Raw genomic sequence first — 24,152 nt, forward strand, 5'->3', positions numbered from 1 at the left:
CTTCGGTACCCGGTTCCGACACGCCTCTTAGCCCGTCCGGCCCTGCGCCGGCGATGGCCGAGACCGTTCGTCGAACCGTTCGTCGACGCGATCGACCGTCCGTCGCAGACCCGTGTGCGCGGCCTGTCCTCCACGGGCGCCCTGCGATGCCATACGGCCATGACGGCCGGAACCACTCTGATGAACGGGACGACCGCCGAGCACGAGCTCGCCGCACTCCAGCGCGAGCACGGCCGGCCCCTCTTCGCGCTGCTGCTCAGGCTCTGCGACGGAGACCGGCAGCGCGCCGAGGATCTGGTGCAGGAGACCCTGGTCCGCGCCTGGCAGCATCCCGAGGCCCTGCGCGCCGACGACTTCGACTCCGTACGGCCCTGGCTGCTGACCGTCGGCCGGCGGCTCGCCATCGACGCGCGGCGGGCCCGGCAGGCGCGGCCCCCCGAGGTCGGCGACGCGATCCTGGAGAACGCCCGGGTCTGCGCCGACCACGCGGAACGAGCGGCCGCCGCCCTCGATGTGCGGGAGGCTGTGAAGACACTCACTCCGGAGCACCGTGAAGTCCTGGTGCTGGTGTACTTCCAGGGGGCCAGTGTGGCGGAAGCCGCGCAGACCCTCGGCATCCCGCCCGGTACCGTGAAGTCCCGCGCGTACTACGCGCTGCGCGCCCTGCGCCGGGTGCTTCCCGGATACGCGGCCGACCTGCGGTGAAACCCAAGGCCGGGTCAAACCTCCGTAAAGCGCCTTGCCGTGGACCATGGTTGAGTAATCGGCTGTCTTCATCCGTGTTCCGGACTGGAAGCCCGGTTCGGGCGACGCGTACGCACCGGAGGAAGGCAGGAAGGGATGCAGCACAGAGGCCAAGAGAGCACCGACGGCACCGACGGCGGTGAACTGACCGTTCCCATGGCGTGGTTGTACGCCGAGTACATCGCCGACGAACTGCTGCGGACCGGCGATCTGATGCCGCCGACGTCCTTCGAGTTCCGCGCCGGCCGGGACGCGCTGGCGCTGACGATCTTCCTGTCCGACGCCGGGGGTGAGCTCTCGGGCATCCGGGTCGTCTCCCAGCTCGACACCTGGCTGTCGCTGACGGCGTACGACCAGCCGTGGCAGGACTGGGTGCGCGAGCGCATGGCGAGGAGGGCCGCCGAGGCGATCGAGTCCGGCGTCCCCGCCCCCGATCTGGACCTCGCCGAGGCGGCGTGGCGCTGGCTGGAGGAGACCGAACTGCTCGCACCTGACCTGAACGCGGTGCCGGGCGGTGGCGCCCCCGGAGGCGAGGACGAGGGCCCCAAGGTGTGGACGCCGGCCTGGCAGCTGGGGCTGCCGCTCGGGCACTTGGCGATCCACCTGTTCTAGGCGCGGTCGCGCGGCCGAAGCCCCGCGGAAAAATTTTCCGGGACGGGACCAATCCGCCGCCCCGGCCGCTCCGAAACCCTTGGTCGGGATTCTGTGCGGTGCTTGAGTGATTCGGCTGTCCGGTGCGTACGGGTGGGAGCAAGGAGTAACCCACCCCGCACCCAACGGCACGAGGATTCCGCATGAGGTCCCTGGAGAGGCATCGCGACGTCGCCGCGTACGCGCTCGGCGTGCTGGACGAGGCGGACGCCTTCCGCTTCGAGGATCACCTCATGGAGTGCCCCAGCTGCGCGGCACACGTGACGGAATTCGGCCCCGCCACACGGCAGTTGATGCTGTACCGCAGGGCGACTCCGCGCTCCGTGCACCCGATGGCCGGCCCGGGCCCCCGGCTGCTGGACCGCCTGCTGGGCGAGGTGGCGGGACGCCACCGGACCGGCCGCAGGCGCCTGCTGTTCGGCCTGGCCGCGTCGGCGGCGGTGGCGCTGGCCGCGCCGGGGGTCGCGATGACGGCGGCGGACGAGGGCTCGACGGCACGACGGGTCTCGGCCACCGACGAACGCTCCGGGGTGTGGGCGCAGGTGACGGCCGAGAGCGAGCCCTGGGGCACCCAGGTCGAGCTGAAGGTGAAGGACGGGGCGGGCCCGCGCGCATGCCGGCTGATCGCCGTCGGCCGCGACGGCTCGGAGCAGATGATCACCAGCTGGAGCGTGGCCCGCCACGACGCCCGCGCGAACACGATGATGGGCGCCGCCGCCTTCCAGACCCACGAGATCGCCCACTACGAGGTCCGCACCTCGGACGGGGAGCACCTGGTGACCCTGCCCTCCGAGTGACCCCGCTGCCCCCGTCGGCGGGCGGGCCCGGCACCCCGGTGTGACACTGCTGGGGACACACCCGAGAGCCCGGGTCCCGACGAGGGGAGCGCAGGTGGGGACGCCCGACGCCGACGACGGTCCGCTGGAGGAGTTCCTCGCCGACCCGGCCAACGCCGCGCTCGAACTGGCCACCGCCGTGGCCCGCTGCTCCAAGGCCCTGGGCCTGCAGCAGTCCGTGGTCTACCTCGTCGACCTCCAGCAGCGTCAGCTCGTCCCGCTCACCGACGTGGCCGAGGCGCTGGAGATCGACACCACGCTCGCGGGCTGGGCGTACCGCACGCAGTCCCTGCGCGTGGAGGAGTCCGAGAACGGCGGCCTGACGGCCTGGTTCCCCCTGCTGGACGGCGCCGAGCGGCTCGGCGTCCTCGCGGTGCACGCCCCGTCCCTCACCTCGCGGACCCTGCGCCGCGGCCGGGCCCTGGCCGCCCTGCTGGCCATGATGATCACGTCCAAGCGGTTGTACAAGGACTCCTTCGTACGGCGCACGCGCTCCGAGCCGATGCAGTTGCCCGCGGAGATGCTCCGCGCCTTCCTGCCGCCGCGCACGATCGGCACCACGCACGTCGTGTCCACCGGGGTGCTGGAACCGGCCTACGAGATCGGCGGCGACGCCTTCGACCACTCGCTGACCGAGACGACCCTGCACATCGCGGTGCTGGACGCCATGGGGCACAACCTCGCCTCCGGGCTCACCACCGCCGTGTCGCTCGCCGCCTTCCGCAACGCGCGGCGCACCGGCGCGGATCTGCCGGACCTGGTGTCGTGCGTGGACGACGCGCTGGCGGAGTGGCTGCCGGACCAGTTCTGCACCGGCATCCTCGCCCAGCTCGACCTGGCGAGCGGGATGCTGCGCTGGAGCAACTGCGGGCATCCCATGCCCCTGCTGATCCGCGACCGGCGGCTCCTCGTGGACGCCATGGAGCGCGACCCCGAGCCGCCGATGGGCCTGCCGGGCCGGTTCGCGACGCGGCCGCGGCAGACCCATGAGATCGCCCTGGAACCCGGCGACCGGGTGCTCATGTACACCGACGGGGTCACCGAGGCACGGACCGAGGACGGCGGCGAGTTCGGCCTGGAGCGGTTCGCCGACTACGTCATCCGGGCCACCGCGGCGGGCGAGCTGGCGCCGGAGACACTGCGCCGTCTCATCCACTCGATCACCGACACCCCCAGCAACCGGCTCCGGGACGACGCGACCATCCTGATGTTCGAGTGGTGGCCCCGGACCAAGTGACGTCCTGTGCGGGCTACTTGAGGAGCCGGGACAGCCGCCGGTCGGCGAGGACGTGCCCGCCGGTCTGGCAGGTCGGGCAGTACTGCAGCGAGGAGTCGCTGAAGGACACCTCGCGCACGGTGTCACCGCAGACCGGGCAGGGCTCGCCGGTGCGGCCGTGGACGCGCAGCCCGCTCTTCTTCTCCGCCTTCAGCCGGCCCGCCGCCAGGCCCCGGGAGCGCTCCACCGCCTCGGTCAGCGTGGTGCGCAGGGCCCGGTAGAGGGTACCCGTCTCCTCCGGGGTCAGCTTCGCGGCCAGTTTGAAGGGGGACATCCTCGCCGCGTGCAGGATCTCGTCGCTGTAGGCGTTGCCGACGCCGGCGATCAGGCTCTGGTCCCGCAGGGCGCCCTTGAGCTGACGCCGCTCGTCCTTCAGGAGGGCCGCCAGGCGGGGCTCGTCGAAGTCGTCTGCCAGCGGGTCCGGGCCGAGGCGGGCGATGCCCGGGACGTCCTGCGGGTCCTGGACGACGTAGACCGCCAGGCGTTTCTGGGTGCCCGCCTCGGTCAGGTCGAAGCCCTCGCCGGTCTCCAGGGCGACCCGGAGCGCCAGCGGGCCCTTGCCGGGCCGGGGCGGGCCGTCGGGGAGGCGGTCCTTCCAGTGGAGCCAGCCGGCGCGGGCGAGATGGGTGATCAGGTGGGGGCCGTCCGCCGTCTCGAGGTCCAGGAACTTGCCGTACCGGCGCACCGCGGAGACCTCGTGCCCCTCGACGGCGGCCAGGGGCGGGTCGTACGTCTTCAGCACGCTGATCGCCACGGGCAGCACCCGGACGATCTCGTGGCCGACCAGGTGCTCGGTGAGGAAGTCCTTGAGCGCTTCCACCTCGGGGAGTTCCGGCATACGTCCAGAGTGCCACCGGGGGCGGCTCAGTTCCGCCCGGGCACCACGAACTCGCACCACACGCACTTGCCGCCGCCGCGGGCCTCCACTCCCCAGACGTCGGTGAGCAGCTCCACCAGGAGCAGGCCGCGGCCGGACACCCCGTCGTCGCCCGCCTCCCGGCGCCGGGGCAGGGCGCTGGAGGAGTCCTCGACCTCCACCCGCAGCCGGCGGTCGGCGCCGGTGAGCACCCGCAGCGTGACGATCGCGGCGCCCTCGGTGTGCATGAGGGCGTTGGTGATCAGCTCGTCGGCGACCAGTTCGATCTCGTCGTCCCGCTCGCCGGAGCCCCAGGCCCGCACGGCGGCGCGGATCATGTGGCGGGCCTGGGTGAGCGCCTCGGGGTCGCCCGGCGCCACATGCTGCTGCAGCCGCCCGCCGGTCTGCGGGGCGTCCAGGCCACGGCGCCGCAGCAGAAGCAGGGCGACATCGTCGTCACCGCCGCGCTCCTCGGCCACCTCGATCAGCCGGTCGGCGAGTTTGCGCACGTCGTCCGGGCCGTCGGCGACCAGGGCGGTGAGCGTCTGCATGCCTTCGTCGAGGTCGAAGCCGGGCTGTTCCACCAGACCGTCGGTGCACAGCAGCAGGGTGTGCCCGGGGTCCAGTTCGAGGGTGCGCACCGGGTACTCCAGGCTCCCGAACTCGGCCGACAGACCGAGCGGCAGGCCGCCCTCCACGGCCACTCGCCGGCAGGTGCCGTCGGGCTGCCGGACGAGCGGGTCGATATGGCCGGCGCGCACCGCCTGCACCACTCCGGTGGACAGGTCGGCCTCGGCGTACAGGCAGGTCGCGAACCGGTCGGTGTCCAGTTCGTGCAGGAAGACCGAGGCGCGGGCCATCACGGTCGCGGGGGTGTGCCCCTCGGCCGCGTAGGCCCGCAGCACGATGCGGAGCTGGCCCATGACGGCGGCGGCATGGGTGTCATGGCCCTGGACGTCGCCGATGACCGCGCCGACCCGGCCGCCCGGCAGCGGGATCAGGTCGTACCAGTCGCCGCCGATGTCCCGGCCGAGGGTGCCCGCCGCGGTGCCGGCCCGGTAGCGGACGGCGACGTCGGCGCCGGGGACGCTCGGGATGGTGCGCGGCAGCATGGCCTGCTGGAGGCCGGTGGCCAGGTCCTTCTCCTGCTCGTAGAACATGGCCCGCTGCAGGCTCTGCGCGATGCTGCTGCCGAGGGCGACCAGGACGTTGCGGTCCTCGGGCGAGAAGCCGCGCCGGTCGCTGTAGAGCAGGCCCATGGCGCCGATGGGCCGGGCCTGGGCGATCAGCGGCAGATAGGCGGCCGAGGTGATGTCCAGGCCGGTGATGTGCTGCCACAGCCGGGGATAGCCGTCCGCGAACTCCTGCGGTGACTCGATGAACCGCGGGGTGAGGGTCCGTACCACCTCGCTCATCGGGTACGGCTCGTCGATGCGGGTGACGCTGGTGCCGGGGACGAAGCTGCCCGCCGGGCCCTCGGCGATCAGCCGGATCCGGCCGGCCTCGACCAGGCCCATGACCAGGCTGGTGGCGCCCAGATGGGTGAGGCCGTGGGTGTCCTTCAGTACGTCGATGACGTCCTGGACCGTGCGGGCGTGCGCCAGCGCGGCGGTGGTCAGCTCGACGACGTTGGTCTGCTGCCGGCGCGCCTCGTCCGCCTCGGCCCGGTCCCGGCGCGCGGCACTCTCGGCCAGCTCCTGGGTGGCGTCCCGGACGATGCCGATGATGCGGCGCGGGCGGCCGGTCTCGTCGCGCCGGATGTAGCCCTGGGTGTGGGTCCAGCGCAGGCTGCCGTCGCGGCGGCGCAGGCGGAAGTAGGCGCCGTAGTTCTCGCTGCCGTCCTTTATGGCCTGGGCGACCATGGTGTCGAGGCGGTGCCCCTCGGCCGGCGGGACCCGGACACCGAGGCTCTCGGGGCGGCCGTCGTACTCGTCGGGGCGCAGGTCGAAGACCTCGTAGGCCTGGGCGTCCATGTGGAACAGACCGCTGTCCAGGTCCCAGTCGAAGCTGCCCATGCGGTTGAGCGCCAGGATCGGATCCGGGTGGGCGGGCCAGTCGTCCGGGAGTGACAGGGCGCTCGCTCCCCGATCAACCATGCGCCCACTTTGACAGGAATTGTCCGATTCTTCGACCGGGAAGGGCGGACCGGGGAGCGAGCCGTCAACTGGTGAAGACATCCGTCGGACTGCCGAAGATGCTGCCGGAGGCGGACCGCTCCTCGGGCGCGTCGGGGATCAGCCCGCCGGCGTCGGGCACGTCGGGCGTGTCCGGCACGGCCCCCGGGCCGATCTCGTCCGAGGCGTCGAGGGAGAGCTCCGGCGCGTCGGGCACCGAGGACTCGGTCCCGGTGTCCTCGTCCGAGGGCGCCGGCGGGGTCTGCGGCTCGGTCGTGGGCGGAGTGGCCGTGACGGTGGCGCTGGAGCAGTCCGTCGGGGCCGGCGGTGCCGCGGGGGCGTCCTCGGTGGCGCCGGGGGTGGCGGTGGGGGTGACGGTGACGGTGGGGGTCGCGCAGTCGGCCGGTGTGCTCTCCAGCGTTCCGTCGGGCGATCCTTCGGGTGTTCCGTCGGGCGTTCCCTCGGGCAGGGTGGAGCCGGTGCGCCCGTCGGACGGTTCGGTGCTCTCGTCGTCCGGGGCGAGGCTGTCGTCGGGGCTCGGGGTGCTGGGCGTCGAGGTGCCGGGCGTCAGCGGTTCCGGCCGGGGTACGGGGCGGTCGTGCCGTACGTCGTGGCCGACCCGGCGTTCGATCCAGGTGTTGCTGACGACGTTGATGATCGTGATGTTGGTGATCACCTGGGGCGCCGGAGTCACCACGACGACCCGGGCCGGACGGTAGCCCGCCCACGCGGGACCGCTGACGGCGGGGCTGCCCTGGGTCGCCGCGGGCGGCTTCAGCGGGTTGCCGCAGGCGCAGCGCACCCTGGGCACGCCCCGGTCGTCGACGAGGACGGCGGTGCCGGCCTGGAGGACGGACTGGTAGGTGGTCGTCCGTCCGGCGCGGTACCCGTGGTTGGTGACCCGGGTGTCGGCGCGCAGCACGACGGGGGCGAGGCCGCGCAGGTACTGCGGAATCCCGGCTTCGGAGATGCCGGCTGCCCCGGCGAAGGCGCGCGCCTTGCCCCGGTCGGCGGTGAGATAGCCGATCTGCCGGTTCACATCGCAGCTGCCGACGCGCTCGGTGCCGCTGTACAGGCCGGGTGTGGACCCGGAGTAGGAGCGCACGCCGTCGGAGGTCGGGGTGGACTGCGGCGTTCGGGTGACGGGCGGCGGGGTAGCCGTCGAGGTGGCCGTGGAGTCCGTGAAGGGATCGGGTCCCTGTGCCGCCACCGGCTGGAGGAAGACCTCCCCGCTCGCCGCCGTGCCCGTGCCGCTCTCCGAGCCACAGCCGGTGACCAGCAGCGCCGTGGCGAGCGCGCCGGCCGTGACCAGGGTTCCTGTGGGGGTTCGCACCGCACTCTCCCGCCTCTTTTCGGGCAGTTCGCCACTCATTGTCTGCTTCACCCGCATGGGTTACGCAACCGGAGGGGCGATGCACGCAGAGTGACCGCACGGCGGAGGCTGGCGGGACAACGGAACGAAGGAGCGCAGGCCGTGGAGTGGTTCACCGCATCCGAGTACTGGCTGAGCCGGCTGGTCTTCCAGCGGGCGCTGGCCGGCGTGTACCTCGTCGCGTTCCTGACGGCGGCGCTCCAGTTCCGGGCACTGATCGGCGAGCGCGGCCTGCTGCCCGTGCCCGCTCACGTGGCGCGGGTGCCGTTCCGGGCGGCGCCGAGCCTGTTCCACTTCCGCTACACCGACCGGCTGTTCGCGGTGTGCGCCTGGTCGGGCTGCGCGGTGTCGGCGGCGCTGCTCGCCGGAGTGGACGGGCTGCTGCCGTTGTGGGGCGGCATGCTGCTGTGGCTGGTGCCCTGGGTGCTGTACCTGTCGATCGTCAACGTGGGGCAGACCTGGTACTCCTTCGGCTGGGAGTCCCTGCTGCTGGAGGTGGGTTTCCTCGCCGTCCTGCTCGGCAACGACGAGGTGGCCCCGCCGATCGTGGTGCTGTTCCTGCTGCGCTGGGTCCTGTTCCGCGTCGAGTTCGGGGCGGGTCTGATCAAGATGCGGGGCGACGAGTGCTGGCGGAAGCTGACCTGTCTCGACCACCACCACGAGACCCAGCCGATGCCCGGCCCGCTGAGCTGGTTCTTCCACCATCTCCCGCGACCGCTGCACCGCGTGGAGGTGGCCGCCAACCACGTCACCCAACTCGTCGTGCCGTTCCTGCTGTTCGCCCCCCAGCCGGTCGCCTCGGCCGCCGCGGCCCTGATGATCCTCACCCAGCTGTGGCTGGTGCTGTCGGGGAACTTCTCCTGGCTGAACTGGATCACCATCGTGCTGGCGCTGTCCGCGCTCGCGCTCCCCGACACCTCCCCCTCGGCGGCGGTGCCGGACACGCCCGCCTGGTACCAGGTCGTGGTCCTCGCCGTCTCCGCGGTGCTCCTCGCCCTCAGCTACCGTCCGGTGCGCAACATGCTCTCCCGCCGCCAGGTCATGAACCGCTCCTTCGACCCCCTCCATCTGGTCAATACCTACGGCGCGTTCGGCAGCGTCAGCCGGGTCCGCTACGAGGTCGTGATCGAGGGCACGGACGAGGACGTACCGCGCGAGGACTCCGACTGGCGGGAGTACGAGTTCAAGGGCAAGCCCGGTGATCCCCGGCACTGGCCGCGGCAGTTCGCGCCGTACCACCTCCGGCTGGACTGGATGATGTGGTTCGCCGCGCTCTCCCCCGCCTACGCGGGCGCCTGGTTCGGCACCCTGGTGGAGCGCCTCCTGGAGAACGACCCGGCCACCCTGAAGCTGCTGCGCCGCTCCCCCTTCCCGCCCGACGCGCCGCCCCGCTACATCCGCGCCCGCCTGTTCCGCTACCGCTTCACGACCTGGCGCGAACTGCGGGAGACGGGCGCGTGCTGGGACCGGACGTATGTGCGGGAGTATCTGCCGCCCACCCGGCTGGCGGGGGTGACTCACAGGTCGTAGACGCGGCGGGCGGTGACGCCGAAGATCTCGTCCCCGTCGGCCAGCTCCCGGGTGAGGGCGAGCACTTCACCGTAGGAGGCGAGCGGGGTGCTCACCGGCCAGTCCGAGCCGAACATCAGGCGGTGCGGCCCGAAGGCATCGAGCACGGTGTCGGCGTACGGGCGCAGGTCGTCCACCGTCCAGGAGGCGGGGTCGGCCTCGGTGAGCAGGCCGGAGAGCTTGCAGACCGTGTTGGGCAGCGCGGCCAGGGCGCGCAGGTCGGTGGCCCAGGGTTCGAGGGCGCCGGAGGCGACGGGCGGCTTGCCCGCGTGGTCCAGGACGAAGGTGAGTCCGGGCAGGGCGGCGGCCGCCTCGGCGCAGGCGGGGAGCTGAGGGGGCCGCACCACGAGGTCGTACACCAGTCCGGCCTCGGCGACGGCGGCCAGGCCGCGGCGTACGTCCGCCCGCAGCAGCCACCGCGGGTCCGCCTCGCCCTGCACCTGGTGGCGGATGCCCTTGAGGTACCGGCCGCCGGGGAGTGCGCGCAGGCGGGCGAGTTCCCCGGCCACGCCGGGGCCGGTCAGGTCGGTCCAGCCGACCACCCCGGCGACGAGGTCGTGCCCGGCGGCCAGGGCCAGGAGTTCCGGGGTCTCCTCCGGCACGGTGACGGTCTGGACGAGGACCACTTCCTCCACGCCTGCAGCGCGGGCCCGAGGCGCCAGTTCCGTGACGGTGAAGTCGCGTCGGAGCGGGCTGCCCGGAGCGATCCAGTCCTGGTCGCGGACGGCCAGCTCCCAGACATGGACATGCGCGTCCACCACCGTCACGGCAGCTCCCCCACCCCGCCCAGCAGGCCCATTTCCCGCAGTTCCTGCCAGAAGGAGGCGGGCACCTCGGTCGCGAACTGCTCGGCGCAGTCGTGCACTTCGGCTGCCGAGCGGGCGCCGACGAGCACGCTGGTGACCGCCGGGTGGGCCGCGCAGAAGGCCAGGGCCGCGGCGCGCAAAGTGATGCCGTGGCGCTCGGCCGTCTCCTTCATGCGCAGGGCGCGGTCCACCAACTCCTGTGGTGCGCGCGCGTAGTTGTACGTCGCTCCCGGCCGCGGGTCCGCCAGCAGACCGGAGTTGAAGGGCCCGCCGATCACCACCGACGCGCCCCGTTCCACGGCGGCGGGCAGGAGTTCGGCGAGGGCGCTCTGGTCGAGCAGGGTGTAGCGGCCGGCGCAGAGGACCACGTCCACGTCGGTGTCGCGGACGAAGCGGGTGAGCATCTCCGCCTGGTTCATCCCGGCGCCGATCGCGCCGACCACGCCCTCGGAACGCAGCTTCTCCAGCGCCGGATATCCCTCGCGGAAGGCGTCTTCGGCGTGGTCGTCGGGGTCGTGGAGGTAGACGAGGTCCACCCGGTCCAGGCCCAGCCGTTCCAGACTGGAGTCCAGGGTGCGGCGGATGCCGTCGGCGGTGAAGTCCCACACCCTGCGGTGGGTGGCGGGGACGGCGAAGCCGTGGGCCAGGTCGTCGCCGCCCCGGTCCGACGGTTCCAGGCGGCGGCCCACCTTCGTCGAGATCGTGTACTCCTCGCGCGGCCGCTCGCGCAGGGCGGCGCCCAGGCGGCGCTCGGACAGGCCGAGGCCGTAGTGCGGGGCGGTGTCGAAGTAGCGGATGCCGCGGTCCCAGGCGGCGCCGACCGCCTCGTACGCCTGCTCGTCGCTGATCCGGGTGTAGAGGTTGCCGAGGGCTCCGGCGCCGAAGCCGAGCCGGGTCACGAGGTCACCGGCCGCAGGCGCAGGCCCTGCATGCCGCCGTCCACGGCGAGGGCGGTACCGGTGGTGGCGCCGGACAGCGGGCTCGCCAAGTAGGCGATGGCGCCCGCCACTTCCTCGGCCGACACCAGGCGTCCGGTGGGCTGGCGGGCCTCCAGTGCGGCGCGCTCGGCGGCGGGGTCGGGGGCCCGGGAGAGCAGCCGGCCGATCCAGGGGGTGTCCGCCGTACCGGGGTTGACGCAGTTGACGCGGATGCCCTCGCGGACGTGGTCGGCGGCCATGGCGAGGGTGAGGGCGTGCACGGCACCCTTGGTGGCGCTGTACAGCGCGCGCTGGGGCAGGCCCGCCGTGGCGGCGATCGAGCAGGTGTTGACGATCGCCGCGTGCCGCGACTCGCGCAGCCGGGGCAGGGCGGCGCGGGCCGTGCGGACCATGCCGACGACGTTGACGTCCAGGACGCGGTGCCACTCGTCGTCGTCGTTGTCCTCGACGGTCCCCTGGGCGCCGATGCCCGCGTTGTTGACCAGCACGTCGAGGCCGCCGAGGTCGGCCACGGCGGCGCCGACCGCCGCCCGCACCTCGGCGTCGTCGGTGACGTCGGCGCGGTACGCGAGCAGCGGTTCGTCCACCGCGGCCGGGTCCAGGTCGAGGACGGCGACCCGGGCGCCGCGCGCGGCGAGCAGGTGCGCCGTGGCCCGTCCGATGCCGGAGGCGCCCCCGGTCACCAGAGCCTTGACTCCCGCGAAGTCGTTCATGCGGCGTGCCCCTTCTGCTCGTCGAGGGCGGTGGCCCAGTAGGTGCCGTCCGGGAAGGTGTACCGGGCGAGGGACTCGGGGCGCATGGCCGCCGAGAAGCCCGGAGCGGTGGGTGCCGTGTAGTGGCCCTCGCGGATCACCACGGGGTCGAGGAAGTGGTCGTGCAGATGGTCGACGTACTCGATGACCCGGTTCTCGGTGGTCCCGGTGACCGCGACGTAGTCGAACATCGACAGGTGCTGGACGAGTTCGCACAGTCCGACCCCGCCGGCGTGCGGGCAGACCGGCACGCCGAACTTGGCGGCCAGCAGCAGGATGGCGAGGTTCTCGTTGACACCGCCGACGCGGGCCGCGTCGAGCTGGACGATGTCGAGGGCGCCGGCCTGGAGCAGTTGCTTGAACACCACCCGGTTGTGGCCGTGTTCGCCGGTGGCGACCTTCACCGGGGCGACCGCCTCGCGGATCGCCGCGTGGCCGAGGATGTCGTCGGGGCTGGTGGGCTCCTCGATCCAGTACGGGCCGAACTCGGCGAGGGCACGGGTCCAGCGGATCGCCTCGGCCACGTCCCAGCGCTGGTTGGCGTCGAGCGCCAGGCGGATCCCGGGGCCGATGGCCGAGCGGGCGGCGCGGCAGCGCCGGATGTCGTCGGCCAGGTCGGCGCCGACCTTGAGCTTGATCTGACGGAAGCCGTCGGCGACGGCCTCGGTCGCGAGCCGGGTCAGCTTCGCGTCGTCGTAGCCGAGCCAGCCGGGGGAGGTGGTGTAGGCGGGGTAGCCCGTGCTCCGGAGTGCCGCCGAGCGCTCGTCGGCGCCGTCCCGGCCCCGGCGCAGGAGCTCCAGGGCCTCCTCGGGAGTGAGGGCGTCGGTGAGGTACCGGAAGTCGATCTGGCGGACGATCCACTCGGGTTCGGCGTCGGCCAGGAGCCGCCACAGCGGCTTGGCGGCGCGCTTGGCGGCCAGGTCCCACACCGCGTTGACGACCGCCCCGATCGCCATGTGCATCACGCCCTTCTCCGGTCCCAGCCACCGCAGTTGGCTGTCGCCGGTCAGGTCGCGGCTCAACGTCCCGGGATCCGCGCACAGTTCCTCGACGGACCGTCCGGTCACCGGTCCGCGCAGGGCGTCGATCGCGGCGACCTGGACCTCGTTGCCCCGCCCGATGGTGAAGGCGAAGCCGTGCCCCTCGTGCCCGTCGGCGGCGTCGGTGCGCAGGACGACGTAGGCCGCCGAGTAGTCGGGGTCCGGGTTCATCGCGTCGGAGCCGTCGAGCTCCCGCGAGGTGGGGAAACGGATGTCGTAGGTGTCCACCGCGATGATGCGATTCATACGACCATTCTCCGTCGTACGGCCCCCGAGGGGGCGGATTTCGCGGAATCCAGTCCCAGAGGTCCGATCAATCGGCGGGGAGTACGCGTACGTGGGCGGCGGGGAGCTTCTTCCACCAGTGGCCGTAGCGGCTGTAGACGCGCGGCTCGCGTGCCGCCAGCAGCGCCGGCAGGAGCCGGGCCTCCTGGGCCAGCTCCTGCCACACCCCGGGCGGCAGCTCGTGGAAGGCCGTGGCCTCGATGCCGCCCTCGGCCGGGCGCCAGACGCCCGCCACCTGGCCGTCGACCAGGAGTGTCGGCAGCACATCGCCGTTGACGCGGATCACCAGCGGGCGGTAGGCGGGCGGGATCACCCGGGCGCGATCGGCGTACGCGAGCAGCACGCTGTCCCACATCGCCATCAGCCGGGGCGGGGCCGGGGTGTCCCCGGGCGGGCGCGGGGCGCCCGGGACGTCGTAGTGGACCGTGCCGTCGGGGCCTTCCAGTTGCTCCAGGGAGCCGGCGAGCGCGCGCAGGGCGGTGCGGACGCGGGTCCGCTGCACCGTGGCGAACTGGGCCAGGTCGGCGACCGAGGCGGGCCCGAAGGAGGCGAGGTAGCGCAGGGCGAGGGCCTGCAACGCCTCCTCGGGTCCGCCCTCGGCCCGGTCCTCCGGCCCCGCGACGTACGCCGGTGACGTACCGAAGGACCATGGCCCCCCGGTCACCGCGTGCACGAGCGGAGTGAAGGACCGCAGCCCCCACCACGCCCCCTCCTTCCGCTCCTCGCCGACCCGTTCCCCGAGCCACGCCGTCATCTCGCCGTTCGACCGCGGCTCGGCCGCGAACTCCAGCAGGCCCGGCTCCAGTTCGGCGGCGTCGGCCGGGGTGAGCCCGGCGGCGGCGAAGCGGTACCCGAGCCGGGAGGCGTGCAGCGTCGGCCGCATCGCCTCCCGGAGCATCGGGTAGTCCTCGTGGTGGACGGCGTGCAGGGTGATCCGCAGCAGGGTCGCCTTCAGGAGGGTGCGGTCGGCGAAGGCGGCGTCCAGATCGGCCGGCGCGAAGCCGGCGAGCCGGTTCCACAGCGCGAGATACGGCGACGCCGGCTGCTGCGCCTGCACCGCCAGGATCCGCCGTACGGCCTCGGCCACCCCCAGCGGCTCGCGGCGCAGCAGCAGTTGGCGGGCGAGGGTGGCCCGGTTCAGTTCCCGCGCGCTGATCTTCACAGCACGGATTCTGCCCTCCGGAACCGCAACGTCACCAGCTCGAACGGCCGCAGCCGTACGGCGACACGGTTGCCGTCCCGCTCGACGGAACCGTCCGCGAGGGGGCGCTCCAGCAGGTCCGTGGCGGTGACGTCCGCGACCTCGAAACCGGCGGTGAGGGTCGCGCGGGAGCGGCCTCCGTGCGCTTCGTGGCAGCGGACGACCACATCGCCGCTGCCGTCGTCGGCGAGCTTGACCGCGGTGACGACGACGGCGTCCCGGTCGACGCCGACGAGTGGGGCGACCTCCCCGGCGCCGGTGCGGCGCCGCTCGGGCAGGTTGATCCGCCAGCCCTCGCGGACGGCGTCCCCGATGGCCGCGCCCGGCACCAGGGCGTGCCGGAAGCGGTGGACGCCCTGGTCGGTCTCGGGGTCGGGGAAGCGCGGGGCGCGCAGCAGGGAGACGCGCACCGTGGTGGTCGTCCCGCGGTCGCCGCCGGTACGGACCGTGCGGGTCACGTCATGGCCGTACGTCGAGTCGTTGACGATCGCCACGCCCCAGCCCGGCTCCTCCAGGTGCACGAACCGGTGGTTGCACGCCTCGAACTTCGCCGCCTCCCAGGAGGTGTTGGTGTGGGTGGGCCGGTGGACGTGCCCGAACTGGGTCTCGGAGGCGTACCGTTCGGCGTGCACGTCGAGCGGGAAGGCGAGCTTGAGGAACTTCTCCGTCTCGTGCCAGTCGACCTCCGTGTCCACGAGCAGCCGCCGCTCGCCCGGCGCGAGGGAGAGCACCTGCGTGACGCGTGAGCCGCCGAAGGACCGCACGATCCGTACCGCGTGCCCGTCGGGGACGATCTCGTCCACCTCGGTGAGATCGGTGACCGTGTTCCGGTAGAACTCGTCGACGTCCCAGGCGTCCCACATGTTGGGGAAGTCCGCGTGGAGCTGGAGGAGGTTCGCGGCGCTGCCGGGCGCGATCGTCTCGCGGTCGGCGCCGAGGTCGTAGGCGGAGACGACCAGCCCGCGCGCGTCGATCCCGATGCGCAGCAGGCCGTTGTCCAGGACGTGCCCGCCGCCCGGCCCCGAGGTGAGCCGGGTGCGGCCCTCGTCGGCCGGGGTCCGGGCGCCGCCCGCCGGGACGCCGTCGCGGGGGTGCGGGGCGGCGTTGAAGACGAGCGGGGTCGAGCCCTCCCCGGCCAGGGCGCCCTGGGCGGCGTCGATGATCCCGTTCAGCTCCGCGGCGAGCCGCTCGTAGGTCGCCCGCGCCTCCCGGTGCACCCACGCGATGGACGAACCGGGCAGGATGTCGTGGAACTGGTGCAGCAGCACCGTCTTCCAGATGCGGTCCAACTCCTCGTACGGGTAAGGGAATCCGGTGCGTACGGCGGCCGTCGCGGCCCACAGTTCGGCCTCGCGCAGGAGGTGTTCGCTGCGCCGGTTGCCCTGCTTGGTCCGCGCCTGGCTGGTGAGGGTGGCGCGGTGGAGTTCGAGGTAGAGCTCGCCGACCCAGACCGGCGGGTCGGGGTACTCGGCCTGCGCCTTGGTGAAGAACTCCGCCGGGGTCTCCCACACCACCGTCGCCGAGCCTTCGAGGTCGCGCAGCCGGGCCGCCTTGGCGACCATCTCGCGGGTGGTGCCGCCGCCTCCGTCGCCCCAGCCGGTGGGCGCGAGGGAGTGCCGGGCGACGCCCTTCTCCCGGAAGTTGCGGGCGGCGTGGGCGATCTCGCGGCCGTGCATGGAGCAGTTGTAGGTGTCGACGGGCGGGAAGTGCGTGAAGATCCGGGTGCCGTCGATGCCCTCCCAGCTGAAGGTGTGGTGCGGGAAGGTGTTCGTCCGCGACCAGGAGATCTTCTGCGTCAGCAGCCACTTGGAGCCCGCCGCCCTGATGATCTGCGGCAGGCCCGCGGCGAAGCCGAAGGTGTCGGGCAGCCACGCCTCGTCGTTCTCGATGCCGAACTCGTCGAGGAAGAACCGCTTGCCGTGCACGAACTGCCGGGCCATCGCCTCCGAGCCCGGCATGTTGGTGTCCGACTCCACCCACATCCCGCCGGCCGGCACGAACCGCCCGTCCGCCACCGCCTTCTTCACCCGCGCCCACACCTCGGGCCGGTGCTCCTTCACCCACGCCCACTGCTGCGCCTGGGACATGGCGAACACGAACTCCGGCTCGTCCTCCAGCAGCGCGGTCATGTTGGCGGTGGTGCGGGCCACTTTGCGGACCGTCTCGCGCAGCGGCCACAGCCACGCCGAGTCGATGTGCGCGTGGCCGACGGCGCTGATCCGGTGGGCGGAGGGCACGGCCGGTTCGGACAGCACCGTCTCCAGACGCGCCCGCGCCTGCGCCGCCGTGCCGTTGACGTCCTGGAGGTCGATCGCGTCCAGCGCCCGGTCCACCGCCCGCAGCAGCTCCCAGCGCCGCGGGGAGTCCACGGGCAGCTCGGCCATCAGCTCACCGAGCACCTCCAGATCGAGCACCAGCTCCCACACCGTCTCGTCGAGGACCGCGAGATCCATCCGGGCGAGCGTGTACTGGGGTGCGCTGCCCGCGGTGTGCTGGTCGCCCAACGGCGTGGGCACGAAGGGGTGGTAGCCGAGGACGACCGGGTTGGACGCGGCCTCGACGTGCAGCCGCACCTCCTCGCCGCCCTCGACGGGCGCGCCGATCCGCACCCACTGGTTGCGCGGGTTGAGCCCTTTCACCGGGCTGCCGTCGGGCCGGTAGACCAGGCCCTCGCACTGGAAGCCGGGCATGTTCTCGTCGAAGCCGAGGTCGAGCAGGGCCTCGACGGTCCGCCCGGCCCACGCCTCGGGGACGGTGCCGGTGACCCGGAACCAGCTGGTGCCCCACGGAGCACCCCAGCTGTCGCCCACCTCGATCGGCTCGGGCTCGGCCGCGAGTCCCTCGGCGACCGGCACGGGCTCACCGGGCGCGTGCCACACCGCCACCTGGAGCGGTACGGACTCGGGGTACACGGCGGGACGGATGCGCTCGTCGAGGACGCGCTTGAGGCGGCCTTCGACCAGGCTGCGGTCGTCATGCATACGGGGTCTCCGTAGGTCGTCCGGGCGGGGTTCCGAGCGGGTGGCGGCCACCGGGAGCGGGTGACCGCCGGGGGCTGACCTGGTGTACGGCTCCCCTGCCGCACCCGCTTCGAACCGGCCCCGGGGAAACCGCTCCCCGCCGGCGCCCCGCAGGGGGACAATGGCGGCATGCGGCTGCGGGGACTGGCTTGTGCCGCCGCCGGGCTGTCGCTGCTGCTGGCGGCGGGCTGCACCGGCGGCGCGGACGAGGACGCGCGCCCGACGGCGTCCGCGAGCGCGAGCCCCCGTACGGCATCCGCCTCCCCGTCGCCCTCGCCCTCCCCCGTGGACCCCGTCTCCCTCCAGGCCCTGATCCAGCGCGAGCACCGCGGCTCCGATCTGCGCCTGGGGACCGTCCTGGCGCGCACCGCCGCCTACACCTCGTACGCCGTGACGTACGAGAGCGACGGTCTGACGATCTCGGGGCTGATGAACATCCCGGCGGGCAAGGGCCCCTTCCCGGCGCTGGTGCTCGCGCACGGCTACATCGACCCGGCCGTCTACACCACCGGCCGGGGCCTGGCCCGCGAACAGGACCTGCTCGCCCGCGAGGGATACGTCGTCCTGCACACCGACTACCGCAATCACGCCCGCTCCGACGACGACCCCGACAACGACGTGAACCTGCGCCTCGGTTACACCTCGGACGTCATCGGCGCGGTCCTGGCACTGCGCGGCTCCGGCCGGCCGGAGATCGACGGGGACCGGATCGGGCTGCTCGGGCGCTCGATGGGCGGCGGGGTTGTGTACAACACGCTCGTGGTGGCGCCCGGCCTGGTCGACGCGGCGGTGGTCTTCGCGCCGGTGAGCGGCCGGCCGCAGGACAACCTGGAGCGGTTCCAGCGCGGCGAGGGCGACCCGATCGCCGCCGAGATCGACGCGGCGCACGGCACGCCCGAGGAGAACCCGCGGTTCTGGCGGAACGTCTCGCCGCTGACCTTCGCACACCGGGCGACGGAGCCGCTGCTGATCCACCACGGCACCGCCGACGACACCTGCCCGCTCGCCTGGTCGAAGCGGACGGTGGCGGCGTTCGAGGCGGCCGGGAAGGACGTGGAGCTGCGCCAGTACCGGGGTGAGGGGCACACCTTCGGACCGCGGTGGGCGGACTCGATGGAGGCGACGACGGCGTTCTTCGAGCGGCACCTGCGCTGAGCGGCGCCGGGCCGCGCTCTCGACGCCGGGGCGCTCGGCGGGCAGAGTTCTCTCCGACGTACCCGCGAGTAGTCCCCTCGCGCAGCCCCCCGAAGGAGCCCCCTGTGAGCAGCTGGGTCGGCCGGACCGCCGTCGAGATCGCCGCCGCCGTACGGGAGAAGCGGGCCACGCCCCGGGATGTGGTCGCCGAGCACCTCGACCGGATCGCGCGCCTGGACGGCCGGATCGGCGCCTTCCGCACGGTGCGCGCGGAGGCGGCGCTCGCCGAGGCGGAGGCCGTGGGCGCCCGCGGTGACCTGGCCGAACTGCCGCTGGCGGGCGTGCCGGTGGCGGTCAAGGACAACCTCGCGGTGTGCGGCGAGTCGCTGCGCGTCGGCTCCGCAGCGACGTCGCAGGCACCGGCCGCCGACGACCATGTCACGGTGGCCCGGCTGCGGGCGGCGGGGGCGGTGGTCGTCGGGCTGACGAACGTGCCGGAGCTGTGCGTCTTCGGCACCACGGACGGGGTGCACGGCATCTCCCGCAATCCGTGGGACACCTCGCGCTCGGCGGGCGGTTCGTCGGGCGGCAGCGCGGCCGCGGTCGCCGCAGGCCTGGTGCCGGTCGCCCTCGGCAACGACGGCATGGGCTCACTGCGCATCCCGGCGGCCAACTGCGGCCTGGTGACCGTCAAGCCGGGCCGTGGAGTGGTGCCGGCGGGCATCGGTGAGGGCGACTGGTTCGGCATGTCGGAGAACGGGCCCCTCACAACGACGGTCGAGGACGCGCGCCTGCTGCTGGCAGTGATGGCCGACGGGGAGCTCCCGCCCGCCTCCACGCGGGGCGGACGGCGCGTCGCGGTGTCGCTGCGCAGCCCGATCGCGGGGGTCGCGGTGAGCGCCCCGTACCGGGCGGCGGCGCGCGAGGCGGCGGGCGTGCTGATGAAGGCGGGCCACCAGGTGCGCCGGGCGGATCCCCCGTACCCGATGACGCTCGGGCTCACCGCGCTCGCCCACTGGACGGCGGGCACGTCGGTCGACGCCCGGGGCCTGGACCCGCGGTCGCTGACCCGCCGCACGAAGGTGCACGCGGCGATCGGCGGGCGCTTCGCCGGTCAGGCCCGCAAGGGCACGGCCCGGGAGGAGTTGCGCCGGGTCCTCGACCCGTTCTTCGAGCGGTACGACATCCTGCTCACCCCCGCCCTGGCCCGCCGCTCTCCCGAGGCCGCGCCCTGGCACGAGCGGGGGTGGCTGCGCAACATCGTGGCGAACACCGCCTGCTTCCCCTTCACCCCGCCCTGGAACCTCACCGGCTGGCCGGCCATGAGCATCCCCGTCGGCGCCCTGCCCTCGGGCGCGCCGTGCGCCATACAGCTGGTGGGCCGCCCGGGTGCGGAGACCGATCTGCTGGAACTGGCGGCCCAGTTGGAGATCTTGCGGCCGTGGCGGCGGACCGCGCCGCTGGACTGAACCGGGACTTCTACAAGGCTCGGTACATGATGTGCAGGCCCACCGGCCCGTGCCGCGGATGCTCGAACGCGTCCGGGACCGTGCCGAGGATCGTGAAGCCGAGGGACAGCCACAGCGTGACGGCGGGGTTGGTCTCGACGACGGCGTTGAAGACCATGCCCCGGTAGCCGTGCGCCTTGGCGGCGGTCAGGACGTGCTCGGCGAGGAGGCGGCCGATGCCGCGGCCCGTGTGCGCGGGGTCGACCATGAAGCCCGCGTTGGCGATCCGGGCGGCGGGGCCACCGTAGTTGGGGGTGAGGTACGCGGAGGCGACGATGGCGCCGGTCTCGTCCTCGACGACGTACACCTGTTTCGCCGGGTTCGTCCACAGGACCCGGGCCGCCTCCTCGGAGGTGCCCGGGTCCCAGGCGTAGGTCTCGCCGGCGGAGACGATGCGATGCCAGAAAGGCCAGATCCGCGGCCAGTCCTCGGCCGCGGCTTCTCTGATCAGCATGGGCGCCAGTCTCGCACGCCCATGCGACCGTCGATCGCGAAGGCTTCGGGGGCCTTCAGTCCACGCTCGGCAGGATGTGGGGCTCGGCGAGGTCGTCCTCGTAACCCGCGAGGCGGATCGGGGCCGACCGGGCCCACACGTCCAGGCTGCCGAGTTCGCCGGGCCGGCGGCCCGCGCGTTCGGGGCGATCCTTGGGGCGTTGTTCGCGCTTCGTCTTCTCCGGTGTCACCGCGCACTCCTTATGTGTCGGGTCACCCTCGGGACCACTGCGCCGGGCCGATGCGCCCGTCGCCGGTAGCCCGCTCGGATGTGAGTCGAAAGACCGTTCGGACGCGGTGGCGCCGGTTCCTCGTACGGAGCAGACCGTTGTGAACCGGCTGTCCCGGGACGGACCGTGGGTGTGGGTGAGACCCAGTTCTGCTGTCCGTCCGCTACAGAGTAACCAAATGAGCGGGTACCCGCTCGATGGGGCTGAAAACTCGGGGTTACTGTCTGAAGACGTCCTGTTTCCTCCCCTGTTGGTTCACCCCTGCGTGGGACCGAGGGGAACGGGTGCCCTGCACGGGCCGTTGGGATGCCCTCCCCGTCGCACGGATCGCGCCGCCGCCGCACGCCGCGCAGTTCAGGTCCCGTTGGTTGAATCGCAAGCCACCCATGGTCTGCTGGCGGACGGCAACGGCTGTCCGGCGGGAGGACTGGCGCATGGAGCTGCGCAGTGTCGAGGAGCTGATGGATCTGCTGTACGCCTGCCGGGGCACATGGGTTGCCCCCGGCCGCGTCGGCACCGCCGGAACCGATCTGCACCAGCACGCGCTGCGCACCGCCGCGCTGCTGCGCCGGTGCCGCCCCGCCGACAAGGAACTCCAGGCGGCCGGGCTGGTCCAGGCGATCGGCCCGCTGCTCGGGCCCGGTGACCGGGCCGCCCGGTCCGGCCGCGCGGCCGACGCCGTACGCGCCCTGCTCGGCGAGCGGGTGGCCCGACTGGTCCGCGCCCAGGGCCCCGGCACCGACCCTTGCGACGACGACCTGCTCCGGCTGCGCCAGGCGGCCGAGGAGGGCCGCACGGCTGGCTTCGACGCCGGGGTCCTGGAGGACTGGCGCACCGTCCTGGAACTGCTCGCCGCCCGGAACTCCCGCCTCGGGGCTGTCGACTGACGGTCCGTCATGAGACGGTACGGCGATGACGCCGCCGTACGGACTCCAGGGCAGGGCCGCCGTGGTCACCGGTGCCACCCGCGGCATCGGTCTCGCCGTCGCCCGCGCGCTCACGGAAGCGGGCGCGCGGGTGTGCGTGACGGCGAGGGACGCGCAGGACGTGCGGCGCACGGCGGCGGAGCTGGGCGGTGCGGGGCTGCCGGGTGACGTGGCCGACCCGGCGCATCCGCGGGCGCTGGCGGACTTCTGCGTGCGGGAACTGGGCCGCCTCGACATCGTGGTCAACAACGCCGCGACGAACCGGCCCTTCGGCCCGCTCATGGACGTCGACCCGCTCGCCTGGCGCACGGCGTTCACGGTGAACGTGGAAGCACCGCTGCGGATGGTCCAGCACGCCTGGCACGCCTGGATGCGCGACCACGGCGGCACGGTCGTCAACATCTGCACGGAGGGCGCCGAACACGTGGGCCCGCACATCGGCGCCTACGGCACCAGCAAGGCCGCCCTCCTGCACCTCACCCGCCAGCTCGCGGGCGAACTGGCCCCGAGGGTCCGCGTCAACTCCGTCTCCCCCGGCCTGATCCGCACCGACATGGCCCGCTTCGTCTGGGAGCACGCGGAACCGCAACTGGCCGCGGCCCTCCCGCTCGCCCGCGTCGGCTCCCCGCGGGACGTGGCCCGAGCCGTCGTCTGGCTGGCCTCGGACGCGGCCGAATGGGTGACCGGCGCCGACCTCCTGGTGGACGGCGGCACCCGGGTCCGGGCGGCGTCCCCGTCAGCGACCGGCTCGCCCCTCCAGGACCGCCTGCGCGACCAGGCGCCGACGGAACCGTGACGGCGCCCCGTGGCGAGCCCGGTCACCCGGTGGGATCATCGACCCCGAAGCCCTTCGGCCGGCCGCGCTGTCACCACTTGCCGGGCGCGTAGTCCTTCAGGAAGACGCCGTACACGTCCTCGCCCGCCTCGCCGCGCACCACCGGGTCGTAGACCCGGGCCGCGCCGTCGACCAGGTCCAGGGGGGCGTGGAAGCCCTCCTCGGCGAGGCGGAGCTTGTCGTAGTGGGGGCGCTCGTCGGTGATCCAGCCGGTGTCGACCGAGGTCATCAGGATGCCGTCCGACTGGAACATCTCCTGGGCGCTGGTCCGGGTCACCATGTTCATCGCGGCCTTGGCGGCGTTGGTGTTCGGGTGCCCCGCGCCCTTGTAGCCGCGGCCGAACACGCCCTCCATCGCCGAGACGTTGACGACGTAGGCGCGGCCCGAGGACGCTTTGCGGGCCGCCTGCGCCATCGCCGGGCGGAGCTTGCTGATCAGGATGAACGGCGCTGTGTAGTTGCACAGCTGGGTCTCCAGCAGCTCCACCGGGGAGATCTGCTCGATGGTCTGCACCCAGGTGTTGGTGTCGACGACGTCGGGGAGCAGACCGCCCGCGTCGATGGCGGTGCCGTCGCGGTGCCGCTCCACGCTGGCGTGGCCCGCGACCAGGGCGAGGTCGGCCACCTGCTGCGCGTCGAGCCCGGAGATCCCGACGGGCAGCGCGGCCAGGCCGTCCACCGCGCCGGAGTTGAAGGCGCCGATGACGTGGTGGGCGGGCAGCTCACCGGCCGGCAGCGGGGCCGACTCGCCGTCCACCAGCGCGGCGTAGGCCGAGGGCAGGCGCCGTACCGTCTGGGTGGCGTTGTTGATCAGGATGTCCAGCGGGCCCTGCTCGCTCATCCGGTCGGCCAGGGCGACGGCCTGGGCCGGGTCGCGCAGGTCGATGCCGACGACCTCCAGGCGGTGGATCCAGTCCGCGGAGTCGTCCATGGCCTTGAAGCGGCGGATGGCGTCCTTCGGGAACCGCGTGGTGATCGTGGTGTGCGCGCCGTCGCGCAGCAGCCGCAGCGCGATGTACATGCCGATCTTGGCGCGGCCGCCGGTGAGCAGCGCCCGCTTGCCGGTGAGGTCCGCGCGGACGTCGCGCTTGGTGCGGTTCAGCGCGGCGCAGTCCGGACAGAGCTGGTGGTAGAAGTAGTCGACTTCCACGTACCGCGTCTTGCAGGTGTAGCAGGAGCGCGGGCGCTGGAGTATCCCGGCGATCCGCCCCTCCTCGGTGGGCGACGACGGCAGCAGCCCCTCGGTCTCGTCGTCGATGCGCTGCGCGGAGCCGGTCGCCGTGGCCTCGGTGACCGCCTTGTCGTGGGCGGTCTTGGCGGCCCGGCGCTCCTGGCGGCGGCGCTGCTTGACCGTGCGGTAGACGCCCGCGGTGGCCCGGCGCACGGCGATGGCGTCGGGGTGGTCGACCTCCAGCTTGTCGAGCTCCTCCAGCACGCTGAGGCAGACGGCCAGCCGCTCGGGGTCGATGCCGGGGCCGTACACGACCTCGTCCGTGGTCGCCGGACCGTCCTCTGTCACCGTCATCGCCGCTGCCGCTTCCCTGCTCACCCGTGCGGCGCTCCGACC

Annotated in this window: 21 protein-coding genes; 9 read left to right on the forward strand and 12 right to left on the reverse strand. The window is 73.1% G+C overall.

The features are described from left to right. Positions 1-159: 159 nt before the first annotated feature. The 4 genes from ACWD1Z_RS22510 to ACWD1Z_RS22525 all read left to right on the forward strand — a co-directional run bounded on the left by ACWD1Z_RS22510 (position 160) and on the right by ACWD1Z_RS22525 (position 3,468). The gene (locus ACWD1Z_RS22510; protein ID WP_351980407.1) at positions 160-705 is read left to right on the forward strand and encodes a sigma-70 family RNA polymerase sigma factor; all 546 of its coding nucleotides are present in this window, start codon (positions 160-162) and stop codon (positions 703-705) included. 135 nt (positions 706-840) lie between these two features. Further along, positions 841-1,356 carry a hypothetical protein gene (locus tag ACWD1Z_RS22515; RefSeq protein WP_451121163.1) on the forward strand — a complete coding sequence of 172 codons (516 nt, stop codon included), beginning with the start codon at positions 841-843 and terminating at the stop codon, positions 1,354-1,356. Between the two features lie 182 nt (positions 1,357-1,538). Further along, complete coding sequence (locus ACWD1Z_RS22520; protein ID WP_451121165.1) at positions 1,539-2,192, forward strand: zf-HC2 domain-containing protein; 654 nt, start codon at positions 1,539-1,541, stop codon at positions 2,190-2,192. Positions 2,193-2,286: 94 nt separating this feature from the next. Beyond that, on the forward strand, positions 2,287-3,468 hold the full coding sequence (locus ACWD1Z_RS22525; RefSeq protein ID WP_451121167.1) for a PP2C family protein-serine/threonine phosphatase: 1,182 nt from the start codon (positions 2,287-2,289) through the stop codon (positions 3,466-3,468). Positions 3,469-3,481: 13 nt separating this feature from the next. On the opposite strand, the gene ACWD1Z_RS22530 is transcribed toward ACWD1Z_RS22525, so the two are convergent. The 3 genes from ACWD1Z_RS22530 to ACWD1Z_RS22540 all read right to left on the reverse strand — a co-directional run bounded on the left by ACWD1Z_RS22530 (position 3,482) and on the right by ACWD1Z_RS22540 (position 7,810). Then, positions 3,482-4,345 (reverse strand): Fpg/Nei family DNA glycosylase, encoded by an 864-nt coding sequence (locus ACWD1Z_RS22530; protein WP_451121169.1) that lies wholly within the window; start codon positions 4,343-4,345, stop codon positions 3,482-3,484. A 26-nt stretch (positions 4,346-4,371) separates the two neighbouring features. Beyond that, positions 4,372-6,459, reverse strand: a complete 2,088-nt coding sequence (locus tag ACWD1Z_RS22535) for a SpoIIE family protein phosphatase (protein WP_451121171.1) — start codon at positions 6,457-6,459, stop codon at positions 4,372-4,374. Positions 6,460-6,523: 64 nt separating this feature from the next. Further along, positions 6,524-7,810, reverse strand: a complete 1,287-nt coding sequence (locus ACWD1Z_RS22540) for a DUF6777 domain-containing protein (protein ID WP_451121173.1) — start codon at positions 7,808-7,810, stop codon at positions 6,524-6,526. Positions 7,811-7,951: 141 nt separating this feature from the next. On the opposite strand from ACWD1Z_RS22540, the gene ACWD1Z_RS22545 reads away from it, so the two are divergent. Further along, the gene (locus ACWD1Z_RS22545) at positions 7,952-9,379 is read left to right on the forward strand and encodes a lipase maturation factor family protein (RefSeq protein ID WP_451121175.1); all 1,428 of its coding nucleotides are present in this window, start codon (positions 7,952-7,954) and stop codon (positions 9,377-9,379) included. Here ACWD1Z_RS22545 and ACWD1Z_RS22550 read toward each other — a convergent pair. From ACWD1Z_RS22550 to ACWD1Z_RS22575, 6 genes are all read right to left on the reverse strand, one after another. Beyond that, positions 9,367-10,185 carry an amidohydrolase family protein gene (locus ACWD1Z_RS22550; RefSeq protein ID WP_451121177.1) on the reverse strand — a complete coding sequence of 273 codons (819 nt, stop codon included), beginning with the start codon at positions 10,183-10,185 and terminating at the stop codon, positions 9,367-9,369. The genes ACWD1Z_RS22545 and ACWD1Z_RS22550 overlap by 13 nt on opposite strands. Then, positions 10,182-11,123 (reverse strand): aldo/keto reductase, encoded by a 942-nt coding sequence (locus ACWD1Z_RS22555; protein WP_451121179.1) that lies wholly within the window; start codon positions 11,121-11,123, stop codon positions 10,182-10,184. Before ACWD1Z_RS22555 ends, ACWD1Z_RS22550 begins: the two co-directional genes overlap by 4 nt. Further along, positions 11,120-11,875 (reverse strand): SDR family NAD(P)-dependent oxidoreductase, encoded by a 756-nt coding sequence (locus ACWD1Z_RS22560; RefSeq protein ID WP_451121181.1) that lies wholly within the window; start codon positions 11,873-11,875, stop codon positions 11,120-11,122. The genes ACWD1Z_RS22555 and ACWD1Z_RS22560 overlap by 4 nt, the downstream gene beginning before the upstream one ends. Then, complete coding sequence (locus ACWD1Z_RS22565) at positions 11,872-13,200, reverse strand: L-fuconate dehydratase (RefSeq protein ID WP_451121183.1); 1,329 nt, start codon at positions 13,198-13,200, stop codon at positions 11,872-11,874. Before ACWD1Z_RS22565 ends, ACWD1Z_RS22560 begins: the two co-directional genes overlap by 4 nt. 67 nt (positions 13,201-13,267) lie before the next feature. Then, positions 13,268-14,401, reverse strand: coding sequence for a winged helix DNA-binding domain-containing protein (locus tag ACWD1Z_RS22570; RefSeq protein ID WP_451121185.1), 1,134 nt, complete (start codon positions 14,399-14,401; stop codon positions 13,268-13,270). Then, positions 14,398-17,421, reverse strand: coding sequence for an alpha-mannosidase (locus ACWD1Z_RS22575; RefSeq protein ID WP_451121187.1), 3,024 nt, complete (start codon positions 17,419-17,421; stop codon positions 14,398-14,400). The genes ACWD1Z_RS22570 and ACWD1Z_RS22575 overlap by 4 nt, the downstream gene beginning before the upstream one ends. A 168-nt stretch (positions 17,422-17,589) precedes the next feature. Here ACWD1Z_RS22575 and ACWD1Z_RS22580 point away from each other — a divergent pair, with 168 nt between their 5' ends. Further along, the gene (locus ACWD1Z_RS22580) at positions 17,590-18,615 is read left to right on the forward strand and encodes an alpha/beta hydrolase family protein (protein ID WP_451121189.1); all 1,026 of its coding nucleotides are present in this window, start codon (positions 17,590-17,592) and stop codon (positions 18,613-18,615) included. Positions 18,616-18,719: 104 nt separating this feature from the next. Next, positions 18,720-20,063, forward strand: coding sequence for an amidase (locus tag ACWD1Z_RS22585; RefSeq protein ID WP_451121191.1), 1,344 nt, complete (start codon positions 18,720-18,722; stop codon positions 20,061-20,063). Positions 20,064-20,073: 10 nt separating this feature from the next. Here ACWD1Z_RS22585 and ACWD1Z_RS22590 read toward each other — a convergent pair whose 3' ends face one another. Next, positions 20,074-20,556, reverse strand: coding sequence for an N-acetyltransferase family protein (locus ACWD1Z_RS22590; protein ID WP_451121193.1), 483 nt, complete (start codon positions 20,554-20,556; stop codon positions 20,074-20,076). Positions 20,557-20,611: 55 nt separating this feature from the next. Continuing rightward, on the reverse strand, positions 20,612-20,785 hold the full coding sequence (locus tag ACWD1Z_RS22595) for a hypothetical protein (RefSeq protein WP_389418975.1): 174 nt from the start codon (positions 20,783-20,785) through the stop codon (positions 20,612-20,614). Between the two features lie 473 nt (positions 20,786-21,258). Here ACWD1Z_RS22595 and ACWD1Z_RS22600 point away from each other — a divergent pair, with 473 nt between their 5' ends. Next, the gene (locus ACWD1Z_RS22600; RefSeq protein WP_451121195.1) at positions 21,259-21,711 is read left to right on the forward strand and encodes a hypothetical protein; all 453 of its coding nucleotides are present in this window, start codon (positions 21,259-21,261) and stop codon (positions 21,709-21,711) included. A gap of 25 nt (positions 21,712-21,736) precedes the next feature. Then, positions 21,737-22,546: an SDR family oxidoreductase gene (locus ACWD1Z_RS22605; RefSeq protein WP_451121197.1), complete on the forward strand. Its 810-nt coding sequence runs from the start codon at positions 21,737-21,739 to the stop codon at positions 22,544-22,546. Between the two features lie 70 nt (positions 22,547-22,616). Here the strand turns inward: ACWD1Z_RS22605 and ACWD1Z_RS22610 are convergent, their stop codons facing one another. Continuing rightward, positions 22,617-24,110, reverse strand: coding sequence for an SDR family NAD(P)-dependent oxidoreductase (locus ACWD1Z_RS22610; RefSeq protein WP_451121199.1), 1,494 nt, complete (start codon positions 24,108-24,110; stop codon positions 22,617-22,619). Between the last annotated feature and the right edge of the window lie 42 nt (positions 24,111-24,152).

Source organism: Streptomyces sp. NPDC002784 (assembly GCF_053592135.1).

What these genes read in the sequence shown, in the direction of transcription:
- ACWD1Z_RS22530 (WP_451121169.1), bottom strand. Translation starts at nt 4,345, where the DNA reads ATGCCGGAACTCCCCGAGGTGGAAGCGCTCAAGGACTTCCTCACCGAG.
- ACWD1Z_RS22560 (WP_451121181.1), bottom strand. Translation starts at nt 11,875, where the DNA reads ATGAACGACTTCGCGGGAGTCAAGGCTCTGGTGACCGGGGGCGCCTCC.
- ACWD1Z_RS22565 (WP_451121183.1), bottom strand. Translation starts at nt 13,200, where the DNA reads ATGAATCGCATCATCGCGGTGGACACCTACGACATCCGTTTCCCCACC.
- ACWD1Z_RS22600 (WP_451121195.1), top strand. Translation starts at nt 21,259, where the DNA reads ATGGAGCTGCGCAGTGTCGAGGAGCTGATGGATCTGCTGTACGCCTGC.
- ACWD1Z_RS22515 (WP_451121163.1), top strand. Translation starts at nt 841, where the DNA reads ATGCAGCACAGAGGCCAAGAGAGCACCGACGGCACCGACGGCGGTGAA.
- ACWD1Z_RS22510 (WP_351980407.1), top strand. Translation starts at nt 160, where the DNA reads ATGACGGCCGGAACCACTCTGATGAACGGGACGACCGCCGAGCACGAG.
- ACWD1Z_RS22605 (WP_451121197.1), top strand. Translation starts at nt 21,737, where the DNA reads ATGACGCCGCCGTACGGACTCCAGGGCAGGGCCGCCGTGGTCACCGGT.
- ACWD1Z_RS22535 (WP_451121171.1), bottom strand. Translation starts at nt 6,459, where the DNA reads ATGGTTGATCGGGGAGCGAGCGCCCTGTCACTCCCGGACGACTGGCCC.
- ACWD1Z_RS22575 (WP_451121187.1), bottom strand. Translation starts at nt 17,421, where the DNA reads ATGCATGACGACCGCAGCCTGGTCGAAGGCCGCCTCAAGCGCGTCCTC.
- ACWD1Z_RS22580 (WP_451121189.1), top strand. Translation starts at nt 17,590, where the DNA reads ATGCGGCTGCGGGGACTGGCTTGTGCCGCCGCCGGGCTGTCGCTGCTG.
- ACWD1Z_RS22610 (WP_451121199.1), bottom strand. Translation starts at nt 24,110, where the DNA reads ATGACGGTGACAGAGGACGGTCCGGCGACCACGGACGAGGTCGTGTAC.
- ACWD1Z_RS22520 (WP_451121165.1), top strand. Translation starts at nt 1,539, where the DNA reads ATGAGGTCCCTGGAGAGGCATCGCGACGTCGCCGCGTACGCGCTCGGC.
- ACWD1Z_RS22590 (WP_451121193.1), bottom strand. Translation starts at nt 20,556, where the DNA reads ATGCTGATCAGAGAAGCCGCGGCCGAGGACTGGCCGCGGATCTGGCCT.